Genomic DNA, 14,198 nt, shown 5'->3' with positions numbered 1-14,198 from the left:
GCACGAGCGTCAGCCCATGAACTTCTTGAACTCGTCCGGCAGCTCGAAGTCCTGGGCGCCCTGCTGCGGGAGGCCGAAGGCGTTGCCGCCCTGGGCGCCCGCCTCGCGGCGGGCCACCTCCTCTTCCTCCTGCTGCTTGCGCTTCATCGGGTTGCCGGAGCGCTGCTTGCCCTTGGCCTGCTTCGGCTTCTTCTTGGCGCGGCCGGGGCCGCCGCCCATGCCCGGCATCCCGGGCATGCCCGGCATCCCGCCGCCCTGGGCCATGCGGGACATCATCTTGCGGGCCTCGAAGAAGCGCTCGACCAGGCCCTTGACCGCGCTGACCTCGACGCCGGAACCCTTGGCGATACGGGCACGGCGCGAGCCGTTGATGATCGTCGGGTCCTGGCGCTCACCCGGGGTCATCGACTTGATGATCGCGCCGACGCGGTCGACGTCCCGCTCGTCCAGGTTGTTGATCTGGTCCTTGATCTGGCCCATGCCCGGGAGCATGCCGAGCAGCTTGCTGATGCTGCCCATCTTCCGGACCTGCTCCATCTGGGCCAGGAAGTCGTCCAGGGTGAAGTCCTGGCCCTTCTTGGACGCCAGCTTGGAGGCCATTTTCTCGGCCTCTTCCTGGCTGAACGTCTTCTCCGCCTGCTCGATCAGGGTGAGGAGGTCACCCATGTCGAGGATGCGGGAGGCCATCCGGTCAGGGTGGAACGCGTCGAAGTCGTCGAGCTTCTCGCCGTTCGAGGCGAACATGATCGGCTTGCCGGTGATCTGCCGGATCGACAGGGCGGCACCACCGCGGGCGTCACCGTCGAGCTTGGAGAGCACCACGCCGTCGAAGCCGACGCCGTCGCGGAAGGACTCGGCGGTGTTGACCGCGTCCTGGCCGATCATCGAGTCGACGACGAAGAGGATCTCGTCGGGGCTGACGGCGTCGCGGATGTCCGCGGCCTGCTGCATCAGCTCCTGGTCGATGCCGAGGCGGCCGGCGGTGTCCACGATCACGATGTCGTGGACCTTGGCCTTCGCGAACTCGATGGAGTCCTTGGCGACCTTGACCGGGTCGCCGACGCCGTTGCCCGGCTCGGGGGCGTAGACGGCGACGCCCGCGCGCTCGGCGACGACGCTGAGCTGGTTCACCGCGTTCGGGCGCTGGAGGTCGGCGGCGACGAGGATCGGGGAGTGTCCCTGGTCCTTGAGCCACTTGCCGAGCTTTCCGGCGAGCGTGGTCTTGCCCGCGCCCTGGAGGCCCGCGAGCATGATCACGGTGGGCGGGTTCTTGGCGAACCGGAGGCGACGGGTCTCACCGCCGAGGATCGTGACGAGCTCGTCGTTCACGATCTTCAGGACCTGCTGGGCGGGGTTCAGCGCCCTGGAGACCTCGCTGCCGAGGGCCCGCTCCTTGACGTTCTTGATGAAGGTGCGGACGACCGGGAGGGCGACATCGGCTTCGAGGAGCGCGATGCGGATCTCGCGGGCCGTGGCGTCGATGTCCGCCTCACTGAGGCGCCCCTTGCCGCGGAGGTTTTTGAACGTCGCGCTGAGGCGGTCGGAGAGGGTATCGAACACGGTGGCTTCGGTCCTCGGAGTCGGGGTCGGTTTCGGGCTGCCCTCCAGGGTATCTGGCCCCGCAAGCGATTCGTCCCCGCACACCGCATTCGGCGAGCGGGGACGAGGCCCGCGGCGGTGGAGGCAGGTGTCCACGCCCCGGGCGAAGCGGTTCCCGGCGCCCGGACGGCACCCCGGGTCACGGAGATCACATGCCCACCCGGCACCCGGCACGAACTCGGGGGTGGAAGCACACGGGGGCACGACGAGTCCCGGGGCACACCGACCGCGGGGCAGGTGCGGGCTCGCGAGGAACCAGGCCCGGAGCCAGTGCCGGTACGGGTGCCGGTGCCGGTACGGGTGCCGGTGCCGGTACGGGTGCCGGTGCCGGTACGGGTGCCGGTGCCGGTACGGGTGCCGGTGCGGGTGCGGAGCGAACCTGGGGGTGTCGGACGGGTGATCAGCCCCGGAGTGCCTCCTCCACGGCCCGCGCCACCGAGGCGGCCTCCTCCCCCGGCAGGGGTTCCCCCTTCGTTCCCGTCACGTAGAAGGCGTCGACGGCGTTCGCGCCGAGCGTGGAGACGTGCATGCTCCGTACCCGTACCCGCGCGGTCTCCAGGGCCCGCCCGATGCGGTGCAGCAGACCCGGGGCGTCGTGGGCGCGGACCTCGATGACCGTGGCCAGGCGGGACGCCGCGGGCGCGACGGTGACCCGGGCGGGGGGCGCGACCACGCCCCGGCGCCGCGGGTAGGCGGCGTCCCGCTCGGCGAGGCGGGCGCTGATGTCGAGGGAGCCGTCGAGGGCGCGTACGAGGTCGGCGCGCAGCCGGGCGGCCTGCGGCAGGGAGCCGTACTCGGCGGCGACACGCCAGTTGAGCAGCAGCACCGAGCCGTCGACGCCGTCGGGCAGGTCCAGGGCGCGCAGTTCGGCGGTGCGGACGGTCAGCCGGTGCATGGCGAGGACTCCGGCCACCGAGGGGAGCACGCCCGGCTGGTCGGGTACGGCGATGAGGAGTTCCACACCGAGCGGCTCGGGGTCGACCGGGGCGGTGGGGGGTTCGGCGTCGCTGTCGAGGGGTTCCGTCTGCGCGCGCAGGGCCAGGACGGGCCCGCCCGTGCGGTACGCCTCGATCGCGAGACGTTCCATCTCGGCGGTGGGCGCGGGGGCCTCGGGTTCCTCGGGCGCGTCCCCGGCGAGCACGGCCGAGACCCGTTTGACCAGGTCGGCGACGAGGGAGCCGCGCCAGGACGACCAGGCGGCGGGCCCGGTGGCCAGCGCGTCCGCCTCGGTGAGCGCGTGGAGCAGTTCCAGGGTGCCCTGGGATCCGACGGCCTCGGCGACCGAGCGGACGGTGGCCGGGTCCTCCAGGTCGCGCCGGGTCGCGGTGTCGATGAGCAGCAGGTGATGGCGTACGAGGGTGGCGAGCACCGCGACGTCCACGCGGTCGAAGCCGATGCGGGCGGCCACGTCACGGGCGATGATCTCCCCGGCCACGGAGTGGTCGCCGGGCCAGCCCTTGCCGATGTCGTGGAGCAGGGCGGCGACGAGGAGGAGGTCGGGGCGGCCGACGCGGCGGGTCAGTTCGGAGGCGCGGACGGCCGTCTCGATGAGGTGGCGGTCGACGGTCCAGATGTGGACGGCGTTGCGCTGGGGCCGGCAGCGCACCCGCTCCCAGTCGGGCAGCAGCCGGGTGATCAGCCCTTCGGCTTCCAGCGCCTCCCAGACCTCGATGGTCGGGCGGCCCGAGCCGAGGAGGGTGACGAGCTGATCGCGTGCCTCGGCGGGCCAGGGCGTGGGGAGGGGACGTACGGCGGCGGCCATCCGCCGAACGGCGTGCAAGGAGATCGGGAGGTCCGCCTGCGCGGCGGCGGCGGCGGCGCGCAGCGGGAGCACGGGGTCGCGCTCGGGACGCGCGGTGCGGGCGAGCCCCACCTCGCCGTCCTGTTCGACGACTCCCTCAGCGAGGGGGGACCGCTCGGCGACCGGTTTGCCGCCGCCCAGCATGGCGCGCAGTCGAGGGCGTACGGCGCGCGAGCGCAGGACGCGTCCCACTTCGCGCCAGGTGACGTCGCTGGCGTACGACACGACGCGCGCCGCCTCGTACACCTGGCGCAGCAGGGTGTCGGCGTCCAGCAGGCCGAGTTCGGCGGCGACCTGGTCCTGTTCCTGGAGCGCGAGGCGGTCGGTGGCGCGTCCGGTGGCGAGGTGCAGGGCGTCGCGGACGTCCAGGAGCCGGCGACGGGCCTCCGCGAGTCCTTCGCGCGGGGCGTCGGCGAGCCAGGACGCGGCGACGGCGCGCAGCGCGGTGGCGTCGCGCAGCCCGCCGCGTGCTTCCTTCAGGTCGGGTTCGAGGAGGTACTGGAGTTCGCCCTGGCGTTCGGCGCGCTCGGCGCACAGTTCCTGGAGCTGGGGCAGCCGCTTCGGCGCCTGGTTGCGCCAGTCGGCGAGGACGGCCGTGCGCAGTCCGGCGGTGAGGCCGAGGTCGCCCGCGATGTGACGGGCGTCGAGGAGGCCGAGCTGGACCTTGAGGTCGTCGGCGGCGGTCTTGCGGGCCTCCGCCGGTGTGCGGACCGAGTGGTCGAGATCGAGGCCCAGGTCCCACACGGGGTACCAGAGGCGGTCGGCGAGGGCGGCGACGGCGCCGGACTCGGTGCCGTCGTGCAGGAGGAGCAGGTCGAGATCGCTGCGGGGGGAGAGTTCACCGCGGCCGTAGCCGCCGACGGCGACGAGGGAGACCCCGCGCAGTCCCTGGGATCCGGCGGCGAACAGGCCGGTCAGCCAGTCGTCCGTCAGGTCCGCGAGGGCGGTACGGCGCGGCGGCCCGGACCGCGCCCCCTCCTGGAGGAGGCGCAGCCGGGCCGCCGCGTAGCCGCTGGGTCCCGAGTCCTCTGCTTCCACTCGCGTGTCCGTACTCGTCACCCAGCGACTCCTGTCTTTCTTCGTGCGGGCCTGTCCGGTCAGAGTGCGTCCGGGCCGCGCTCGCCGGTCCGGACCCGGACCGCCGTGTCGACCGGGACGGACCACACCTTGCCGTCACCGATCTTGCCTGTACGGGCCGCCTTCACGACGACGTCGATGAGCTGTTCCGCGTCGTCGTCCTCGACCAGCACCTCGATGCGGATCTTGGGGACGAGGTCGACCGTGTACTCGGCACCGCGGTACACCTCGGTGTGTCCCCGCTGCCGACCGTAGCCGCTCGCCTCGGTGACCGTCAGTCCGTGGACCCCGAAGGCCTGGAGTGCCTCTTTGATCTCGTCGAGCCGGTGGGGCTTCACGACGGCGGTGATGAGCTTCATGCGTCCACCTTCTTGGCGTCCGTGTCGGCCGGGGCGGGCACGGCGGTCCGGGCGGCGCCACCACCGGCGCCGCTGAAGTCGTATGCGGTCTCGGCGTGTTCGGCCTGGTCGATGCCGGCGATCTCCTCGTCCTCGGTGACCCGCATGCCGATGGTCTTGTCGATGAGGAAGGCGAGGATCGCGGAGACGACCAGGGAGTAGCCGAGGACGGCGAACACGCCGGCGCACTGCTTCCAGAACTGGGTCAGACCGCCGCCGTAGAAGAGGCCTTCGACGGTCGACTGACCCTTGCCGCTGGCGAAGAGGCCGATCAGCAGGGAGCCGATGACACCGCCGACGAGGTGGACACCGACGACGTCCAGGGAGTCGTCGTAGCCGAACCGGTACTTCAGGCCGACGGCCATGGCGCACAGGACACCGGCGATGGCGCCGACCGCGATGGCGCCGAGCGGGGAGACCGCGCCGCCGGACGGGGTGATGGCGACCAGACCGGCGACCGCGCCGGAGGCGGCGCCCAGGGTGGTGAACGCGCCGTGCCGGATCTTCTCGTAGAGGAGCCAGGCCAGCATGGCGGCCGCGGTGGCGATCTGCGTGTTGACGAACATCAGCGCGCCGACGCCGTCGTCGTTGCCCAGCCACGAGCCGGCGTTGAATCCGAACCAGCCGAACCACAGCAGACCGGAGCCGAGCATCACCAGCGGGAGGCTGTGCGGGCGCATCGGGTCCTTCTTGAAGCCGATGCGCTTGCCGATGACCAGGATCACGCCGAGCGCCGCGGCACCCGCGTTGATGTGGACCGCCGTACCACCGGCGAAGTCGATCACACCGAGCTCGAAGGCCCAGCCGCCCGCGCCCCACACCCAGTGGGCGACGGGGAAGTAGACGAGCGTGGCCCACAGCGTGATGAACAGCGACCACGCCGTGAACTTCACGCGGTCCGCGAGGGCACCGCTTATCAGCGCGGGCGTGATGATCGCGAACATGAGCTGGAAGACCATGAAGACGAAGACCGGGATGGTGTAGCCGTCCCACAGTTCCGTCAGGCCGATGTTGCTGAGGCCGACCCAGTCCGAGGTCCAGCCGATGAACGATCCCTTGTCCGTGCCGAAGGCGAGGGAGAAGCCGTACAGCACCCACAGGATGGTGACGATCCCCATGCTGATGAAGCTCATCATCAGCATGTTGAGGGTGCTCTTGACGCGGACCATGCCTCCGTAGAAGAAGGCGAGGCCCGGCGTCATGATGAGCACCAGGGCGGAACAGATGAGCATGAACCCTGTGTTGGCGGCAGAAAGCTTGGGTGCCTCTGCGGCAAGGGTGATGGCTGGTGCCATCGGCGTCTCCTCGTCGTTGGTACGGCCCCGTGCGGGCGAAGCCTGAGTGGGTCGTGAGGGGTGGGCCGGTTATGCGCCATGAGATTGACGCAGCGCCGTTTCCGTGGACGCCCCTCGATGTTTCGCACCAGTGACGAAGGCACTCCGTGTGTTACACGTTCATGAACTGCCTGATTGTGGTCGAAGCGATCGTTATCGTGACGCAATCTCCGGCAGGACGCTCGCGGCACCCTCGGCGAGCGAGGACATGTCCACCGTGTGGGGCATCCCCGCCCTGACCGGCCGCGTCCGCGCGAGCGGTGCCGGCCGGGGCCGCATACAGCTGAACCGGCCACGGGCGGCCGTCCGATGACCTGGCATGGGGGAGCCGAGTCGGGCAGTTCGGGACGGCCGGCCGCGGCCGGGGTACCTGGCGGGGCCGCTTCGGCGGCCTGGTGTCAGACCGCCTCGGCGGTCTCGGGCAGGTCGACGGCCAGCTGGTCGGTGAGGTCGATGACCTCGGCGAGGTCGCCGAACTCGCGGACCGCGGTGTCGACCGTCTTTCGGATACGAGTGTTGACGCGTTCGGAGCGCACTTTCCTGCCGATCCTCAGGGCTTCCTTGGCCAGGACGGCACTCTGCTCGGGCTCACGCTGGAGCAGGTGCACGGTGGCCATGCCGATGAGGTTGAGCGCGTACGACCGCTGGTGCTCGGAGTCCTTGCCGAAGCGGTCGACCGCTTCCTGCATCAGGGGCTCGGCCATGGAGGCGTAGGTGGGGCTGCGCCCGGCGACGTAGGCGAGGTCGCGGAAGGAGTGCGAGTTCTCGCCGTACAGCTCGGCCTGGGAGAAGAAGCGGATCCAGTCGGGGTCCGGGTCGTCCCACTCGTGCACGTCGGCGAAGGTGTCCTCGGCCATGCGGACGGCCCGCTTGCACTTTCCGGGCTGGCCCATGTTGGCGTAGGCCCGGGCCTCCATCGCATACAGCATCGACTGGGTGCGCGGGCTCGCGCAGTCACGGCTGCCGTACTGGGCGAGATGGACCAGCTCCAGGGCGTCCTCGGGCCGCCCGAGATGGATCATCTGGCGGCTCATGCTGGAGAGGATGTACGAGCCGAGCGGTTTGTCACCCGCCTCCTTCGAGGCGTGCAGGGCGAGCACGAAGTACTTCTGCGCGGTGGGCTGGAGGCCCACGTCGTAGCTCATCCAGCCCGCGAGCTCGGCCAGTTCGGCGGCGACCTTGAACAGGCGCTTCTCGGTGGCGGGGGGCTGCGGCTCCTGGAGGAGGTCCGTCACCTCGTGCAGCTGGCCGACGACGGCCTTGCGGCGCAGTCCCCCGCCGCACTGCGCGTCCCACTGACGGAACATCACGGTGGTGGACTCCAGGAGATCCAGCTCCGGTTGGGAGAGCCTGCCGCCGCGGCGTGTCGAGGCCGGCGGTTCGGCCGCCTCGTAAAACGTCTGCGGTGTGGGGACGAGCCAGCGCTGCATGGGCTCGATGAGGGCCGGGCCGGCGGCGAGCCCCAGCGAACTGCCGAGGAAGCCGCGCCGCGCCAGCATCAGGTCGCTGCGCGAGTACTCGCTGATCAGCGCGACGGTCTGGGGACCGGTCCACGGGAGGTCGATGCCGGACACGGAGGGTGCCTGGTGGGCCGCGCGCAGACCGAGGTCCTCCACGGCGACCACACAGCCGAACCGTTCGGAGAACAGCTCCGACAGGATGCGCGGAATCGGCTCGCGCGGGTTCTCCCCGTCCAGCCAGCGGCGCACCCGCGAGGTGTCCGTCGAAATGTGGTTGGCGCCCAACTGGCGGGCTCTGCGGTTCACTTGGCGTGCCAGCTCGCCCTTCGACCAGCCACTGCGCACGAACCACGAGCCGAGCATGTCGTTGGGGCGCTTGTCAGCGTTCGTCCCGCCTCCGCCGTTGCCGCCCACTGGAACGCCCCCACTCCCCGAGACCACTTGTCGCCGCTCTGCGCCAAGCCCTATCAGAATGCCCGTAAACGCGGCCGCGTGTCCGGTAGTTCTCACCCTTCGAACGGGAACCCGGCTTGCCCTTGGCATACTCGCGAGTAAACAAAACCCCAGGACTCGTGCACTCAAAGTAATCCTACGATCACGCGTCCAGCCACGGCGATCCGTGAAACGCCACCATTCGCCACCCCTTCGAATGAACTCCAGTCGCCCTGCTCGCGATTCACTTGACACAGAACGACCGAGGGTGGGCGAAGAAGCGCACTCCAGGGCGCACGGAGCCGATCGCACCACCCCATGCGCGACAAGGCGCTGTCTGGATCGCGCGATAACGGGCAGGCAGGAACAGAGGGTGACAATCCGGTTCCGTCACGTAACCGCGGGCGCACCGGACCCGTTGGAGGGGGCATGGGCTTCACGATCGGCAGTAGTCGGGCGATGCGCGACATCCGGACCGGCGCTCGTCGCCGCGGCCGCTCGTCGGAGGGCACCGCCGTCGCCGCGTTCACCGGACTGTGGGGATGGGACGTGGTCCCGGGTGCCCGAGCCGCCGCGGGGGCGTGCTCGTGCGGCCGGGCCGACTGTCCGGCGCCGGGTGCGCATCCCCTGTCCTTCGCCCCGACGATCCCGGCGGGCACGACGCTGGACGAGGCGACCGGCATCTGGGCCGGCTTCCCGGGCGCCGCGGTGATGCTGCCGGTCGGCCGGACCTTCGACGTGATCGAGATGGCCGAGCCGGCGGGGCGCCGCGCGCTCGTCCGGCTGGAGCGCATGGGCCTGCCGCTCGGCCCCGTGACGGCCACCGCGGACGGCCGCGCCCAGTTCTTCGTCTCCCCCGGTTCCGCCGCCGAGCTTCCCGAGCTGCTCTACCGCATGGGCTGGGACGACGCCTCCCTGGACCTGCACGGCCTGGGGCCTGGCACCTTCATCACCGCCCCGCCCTCCGACCGGGCGGGGCTCGGCCCGGTCCGCTGGCTGCGCTCCCCCGTGCTCGACTCCGCCACGAAGCCGCCTCCGGCCAGGCTGCTGCTGGGCACGCTCGCCTACGTGGCACACCGTTCGCGGGCCTGACGCGCCGGAGCGGTCCGTACAGGACGAAGCGCCCGTCCCCCGGCAGTACCGCGGGGGCGGGCGCTTCTTCGGGCACCTACGCGTTCACGCGGGTGGTCACTCGCCGATAAGGGCGTCAACGAACGCCTCCGGCTCGAACGGCGCCAGGTCGTCCGCGCCCTCGCCGAGCCCCACCAGCTTGACCGGGACACCCAGCTCGCGCTGCACCGCGATGACGATGCCGCCCTTCGCCGTGCCGTCGAGCTTGGTCAGCACGATGCCGGTGATCTCCACGACCTCGGCGAACACACGCGCCTGCACCAGACCGTTCTGCCCGGTGGTCGCGTCGAGCACGAGCAGCACCTCGTCCAGCGGGGCGTGCTTCTCCACGACGCGCTTGACCTTGCCGAGCTCGTCCATGAGACCGGTCTTGGTGTGGAGCCGGCCCGCGGTGTCGATGAGGACGACGTCCGCGCCCTCCTCGATGCCCTCCTTGACCGCGTCGAACGCGATCGAGGCGGGGTCGCCGCCCTCGGGGCCTCGGACGGTACGGGCGCCCACGCGCTCGCCCCAGGTCTGGAGCTGGTCGGCGGCCGCCGCGCGGAAGGTGTCGGCGGCACCGAGCACGACGCTCTTGCCGTCGGCGACGAGCACGCGCGCGAGCTTGCCGGTGGTGGTGGTCTTGCCGGTGCCGTTGACGCCGACGACCATCACGATGCCCGGGGTGTCGAGGTTCGAGTCGGTCTTGACCTCGCGGTCGAACTCCGGGACGAGCAGCTGGATGAGCTCCTCGCGCAGCAGGCTGCGCAGCTCGTCCGGCGTCCGCGTGCCGAGCACCCTCACGCGCTCGCGCAGCCGGTCGACGAGTTCCTGGGTGGGCTGCACACCGACGTCGGCGACGAGCAGCGTGTCCTCGATCTCCTCCCAGGTCTCGTCGTCGAGGTGCTCGCGCGAGAGCAGCGTGAGCAGCCCCTTGCCGAGCGCGTTCTGCGAGCGGGAGAGCCGGGTGCGCAGGCGCACCAGGCGCCCGGCGGTCGGCTCCGGGATCTCGATCTGGGGGGCGGCCGGAGGTTCCTCGACGACGACCGACGGGGCGGCCGGGCCGTCGGAGAGATCCACCTCCTCTATCGTGCGGCGCGGTTCTTCGCGCGGCGTCTCGGCTTCGTCGCCGACGTGCGGTTCGGCCGGAGGGGCGGTGATGTCGGGGGCGGCGGGGGGCGGCGGGGGCAGCTGCTTCCGCTTGCGACTGCCGACGACGAGCCCACCGAGTGCGCCGATCACCACCACGGCGATGACTACAGCAAGGATGATGGTTTCCATAACGCACCCAGTATCAGTCATCGCCTGTGCGGGAAGCTTTTTCCCCACACAGGGGAACTCTTGTCGTTTCCTACGAACACCACGAGCCCCGGACCGGGCTCCGGGCGCCCCTGTCCGCGTCCGGCGGCGCGTGTCTGGATCAGGGGTGCCCGCGGCTATGGCAACCTGACACCCCGTCAGCTACCGTCCCCCTCCACACACGAAGGGGGGCTCCCCATGCCCGTGACGGTCGTGCGCTTCAACCTCGTCGAACCCGACGCCACCCCCGCCTCGCTCAGCGCCCGCTACCGTGCCGCCGTCGAGATGGCCACGTACGCCGACGACCGCGGGATCACCACGGTGCAGACCGAGGAACACCACGGCGTCGCCAACAACTGGCTGCCCTCGCCCTTCGCGTTCGCGGGCGCGGTCTTCGGGGCGACCCGGCAGGTCGCGGTCACCGTCTCGGCGGTCATCGGCCCGCTGCACGACCCGCTGCGCCTCGCCGAGGACATCGCCGTACTCGACCTGCTCAGCGGCGGCCGCCTGGTGACCGTGGCCGGCATCGGATACCGGCCCGAGGAGTACGCGCAGTTCGACGTGGACTGGAAACGGCGCGGCGAACTCCAGGACGAGCTCCTGGAGACGCTGCTGAAGGCGTGGACCGGCGAGGAGTTCACGTATCGGGGCCGCACGGTACGGGTCACCCCGCGCCCGTTCTCGGACCCGCACCCCCTGCTGCTGGTGGGCGGCTCCTCCCGGGCCGCGGCCCGGCGCGCCGCCCGGCTCGGGCTGCCGTTCTTCCCGAGCGCGCACCTGCCCGAGCTGGAGGCCTACTACAAGGAGCGGCTCATCGAGTACGGCACCGAGGGCTGGACCATGATGCCCGGCGCCGAGACGCCGCTGCTGCACATCGCCGAGGACCCGGACCGGGCCTGGGCCGAGTACGGCCACCACTTCCTGCACGAGGCACGGACGTACGCCTCCTGGCAGTCCGGCGAGATCCGCTCGGCGGTGAAGTCGGCGGCCACGACGGTCGGGGAGCTGCGCGCCGAGGGCGTCTACCGCGTCCTCACGCCCGACCAGTGCGTGGAGCTGGGCCTCGACAACCTCGTCCTGCACCCGCTGTCCGGCGGGATGCCCGTGGACGAGGGCTGGCGCAGCCTGCGTCTCTTCTGCGAAAGCGTGCTGCCCCGGCTCGCGTGACCTGACGGTCCGAGCCGGGGCGGCACGCCCTCTTTTACGAGTACGAGGAGAGGGGCAGCGGGGACTTGGCCCTTCTCCCCGAGTTCGGGGGCACCACCGGCGGCCGTGGGGAGCCGCCGGTGGCACGGGCGGTCAGCCCATCTCCTCCAGGGTCTTGCCCTTCGTCTCCTTGACGAACTTGAGGACGAAGGGGATGGAGAGCACGGCGAAGCAGGTGTAGATCACGTAGGTGGCCGAGAGGTTCCAGTCGGCCAGCGACGGGAAGCTCGCGGTGATGGCCCAGTTGGCGATCCACTGCGCGGAGGCGGCGACACCGAGCGCGGCGGCGCGGATCCGGTTCGGGAACATCTCGCCGAGGAAGACCCAGACCACGACACCCCAGGAGAGGGCGAAGAAGAGGACGAAGACGTGGGCGGCGATCAGGGCGACCCAGCCCTGGGTGGCCGGCAGCTTGCCGTCGACGAGGTCGAAGGAGAAGGCCCAGGCCTCCAGGCCGAGACCGATGGCCATACCCACCGAGCCGATGAGGGCGAGCGGCTTGCGGCCGATGCGGTCCACGAAGATCATGGCGATCACGGTGCCGATGATGTTGATGATCGACGTGGTGAACGAGTAGAAGAACGAGTCCGTCGGGTCGACGCCGACCGACTGCCACAGGGTCGCGGAGTAGTAGAACGCGATGTTGATGCCGACGAACTGCTGGAAGACCGAGAGGCCGATACCGACCCAGACGATCGGCAGGAAGAGGAAACCGCCGCCGAGCAGGTCCTTGAAGGTCGACTTGTGCTCGCGCTTCATGGCGTGCTCGATCTCGGCGACGCGGGCGTCCAGGTCGATCTTGTCGCCCTCGACCTCCTTGAGCACCTCACGGGCACGGTCCCTGCGGCCGACCTCCAGCAGGAAGCGCGGCGACTCGGGGATGGCGAAGGAGAGCAGACCGTAGAGGACGGCCGGGATGACCATGACGCCGAGCATGACCTGCCAGGCCTCGACGCCGAAGAGCTGACCGCGCTGGTCCCCGTCTGCGGCGTTCAGGATGGCGTAGTTGACGAGCTGCGAGATGGCGATGCCCACGACGATCGCGGCCTGCTGGAACGAGCCGAGCCGTCCGCGGTACGCGGCCGGGGAGACCTCGGCGATGTAGGCGGGGCCGATGACCGAGGCCATGCCGATGGCGAATCCGCCGACGATGCGCCAGAAGGCGAGGTCCCAGAGCGCGAAGGGCAGCGCCGAGCCGATGGCACTGACGGTGAAGAGGCTCGCGGAGATCTGCATGCAGCGGATGCGCCCGATGCGGTCGGCCATGCGGCCGGCCACGGCGGCACCGATGGCGCAGCCGATCAGCGCGATGGCGATGACCTGGGCCAGGGCCGCGGAGCCGATGTCGTAGCGGCTCCGGATGGCCTCGACCGCGCCGTTGATCACAGCGCTGTCGTAGCCGAACAGGAAGCCGCCCATCGCGGCCGCCGCCGCGATGAAGATGACATGCCCGAGATGCTCGGGAGGAGCCGGCTTGACTCCTGGCACAGGTGCCTGCGATGCGCTGGTCACGTAAGACTCCTCGGGCCACCGGCCTCGCTGCCGGGGGTGGGGGGCGAAAGCCTTCGTTGGTGGTTACCAGTGGCGCACAGGTTCACGCGGGCCACCACCTGAAGGTAAAAGCAACGTCCGAGAGAATATGCCTTCAACTTTCGAAGTCAAACTTGGGTACTTGTGAACATCCCTTGCCGAGGTGGAGCAGTTGTGTTCAAGACTTGAACATCAAGTGCCCGAATGGTCCAACGAAGCCCATGGGGCACACCCGGCGGTGCGCTCGCCCCGCCGTGCGGAATCGGCGGAATCCACGGCGCGTCGGCTTGCCCACGGCTGCCCCGTTCGGGCGATCCGAACCACCGGATCGGGCGGTGGGCACAACGGCTGCCCCTGGGCGCCGATCACGAACGGGGCGCCCGAGTTGTGCCGTCCGGCATACGGTGGGCGGGGCCCGCGGCACACGGTGGCCGGAGGCCTCGCGGCGCGCGGGGGCCGCCGGCGATGTACGGGTCGCGGTCCCCGGGGAGGAGCGCAGGCCGCCCGCCCCGGCACCGGCCGTGTTCGCGTTGCCCGCGACCGTCCGAGCGACGAGGATCCGGGCATGCCGCAGACCACGGTCGTCAACCTCAAGGGTCACCGCGACGATCCCGCGTACGCCGATGTGGTGTACGTGGGGCGCGCCATGCACCGGGGCGGCTGGCATCTGGCCGGCTCCCCGCTGGCGAGCCCGTTCCGCCCGGGCCACGACGGCACCCGGGAGGAGGTCGTCGAGATGTACCGCGCCTATCTGCTGGCGCGCCCGGAACTGCTGGCCCGCCTCCCCGCCCTGCGCGGCCACCGCCTCGGCTGCTGGTGCGTCCCCGAGCGCTGCCACGCCGAGGTGCTCGCCGAACTCGCCGACGAGGGCGTGGGCGCCGATCTGCCGGAACCGGACGATCAGCCGTAGGCGACGGCCCGGTGACGCGCCCGGCAGTCAGCGCAGGCATCG

At 70.8% G+C, this 14,198-nt stretch carries 10 protein-coding genes; 3 read left to right on the top strand and 7 right to left on the bottom strand.

What is annotated here, in order from left to right; genetic code table 11:
* Window positions 1-9 precede the first annotated feature (9 nt).
* The 5 genes from ffh to ACF07B_RS22875 all read right to left on the bottom strand — a co-directional run bounded on the left by ffh (window position 10) and on the right by ACF07B_RS22875 (window position 8,083).
* Window positions 10-1,560: a signal recognition particle protein gene (ffh, locus tag ACF07B_RS22895; RefSeq protein ID WP_326785290.1), complete on the bottom strand. Its 1,551-nt coding sequence runs from the start codon at window positions 1,558-1,560 to the stop codon at window positions 10-12.
* Window positions 1,561-1,999: 439 nt separating this feature from the next.
* Window positions 2,000-4,459, bottom strand: a complete 2,460-nt coding sequence (locus tag ACF07B_RS22890; protein WP_392180297.1) for a [protein-PII] uridylyltransferase — start codon at window positions 4,457-4,459, stop codon at window positions 2,000-2,002.
* A 38-nt stretch (window positions 4,460-4,497) separates the two neighbouring features.
* Window positions 4,498-4,836, bottom strand: a complete 339-nt coding sequence (locus tag ACF07B_RS22885) for a P-II family nitrogen regulator (protein ID WP_142192909.1) — start codon at window positions 4,834-4,836, stop codon at window positions 4,498-4,500.
* The gene (locus tag ACF07B_RS22880) at window positions 4,833-6,170 is read right to left on the bottom strand and encodes an ammonium transporter (protein WP_362391554.1); all 1,338 of its coding nucleotides are present in this window, start codon (window positions 6,168-6,170) and stop codon (window positions 4,833-4,835) included. The genes ACF07B_RS22885 and ACF07B_RS22880 overlap by 4 nt, the downstream gene beginning before the upstream one ends.
* Before the next feature lie 437 nt (window positions 6,171-6,607).
* Window positions 6,608-8,083 carry a hypothetical protein gene (locus ACF07B_RS22875; RefSeq protein WP_384240340.1) on the bottom strand — a complete coding sequence of 492 codons (1,476 nt, stop codon included), beginning with the start codon at window positions 8,081-8,083 and terminating at the stop codon, window positions 6,608-6,610.
* A gap of 447 nt (window positions 8,084-8,530) precedes the next feature.
* Here ACF07B_RS22875 and ACF07B_RS22870 point away from each other — a divergent pair, with 447 nt between their 5' ends.
* Window positions 8,531-9,193, top strand: a complete 663-nt coding sequence (locus ACF07B_RS22870) for a bifunctional DNA primase/polymerase (RefSeq protein WP_392180296.1) — start codon at window positions 8,531-8,533, stop codon at window positions 9,191-9,193.
* A 96-nt stretch (window positions 9,194-9,289) separates the two neighbouring features.
* Here the strand turns inward: ACF07B_RS22870 and ftsY are convergent, their stop codons facing one another.
* Window positions 9,290-10,492 carry a signal recognition particle-docking protein FtsY gene (gene ftsY, locus ACF07B_RS22865; RefSeq protein WP_369484712.1) on the bottom strand — a complete coding sequence of 401 codons (1,203 nt, stop codon included), beginning with the start codon at window positions 10,490-10,492 and terminating at the stop codon, window positions 9,290-9,292.
* 216 nt (window positions 10,493-10,708) lie between these two features.
* Between ftsY and ACF07B_RS22860 the strand changes: the two genes are divergently transcribed.
* Entirely contained in the window at window positions 10,709-11,677 is a 969-nt protein-coding gene (locus ACF07B_RS22860; protein WP_392180295.1) for an LLM class flavin-dependent oxidoreductase, read from the top strand.
* A 132-nt stretch (window positions 11,678-11,809) separates the two neighbouring features.
* On the opposite strand, the gene ACF07B_RS22855 is transcribed toward ACF07B_RS22860, so the two are convergent.
* A complete protein-coding gene (locus ACF07B_RS22855; protein ID WP_392180294.1) occupies window positions 11,810-13,228 on the bottom strand; it encodes a sugar porter family MFS transporter in 1,419 nt (472 codons plus the stop codon).
* Between the two features lie 583 nt (window positions 13,229-13,811).
* On the opposite strand from ACF07B_RS22855, the gene ACF07B_RS22850 reads away from it, so the two are divergent.
* Entirely contained in the window at window positions 13,812-14,156 is a 345-nt protein-coding gene (locus ACF07B_RS22850; RefSeq protein ID WP_369484709.1) for a DUF4326 domain-containing protein, read from the top strand.
* Window positions 14,157-14,198 lie beyond the last annotated feature (42 nt).

Source organism: Streptomyces sp. NPDC015532 (assembly GCF_043078065.1).
Classification (GTDB): domain Bacteria; phylum Actinomycetota; class Actinomycetes; order Streptomycetales; family Streptomycetaceae; genus Streptomyces.
The sequence above is the reverse complement of the archived record's forward strand: the minus strand, read 5'-3'. Positions and strand labels throughout refer to the sequence as shown.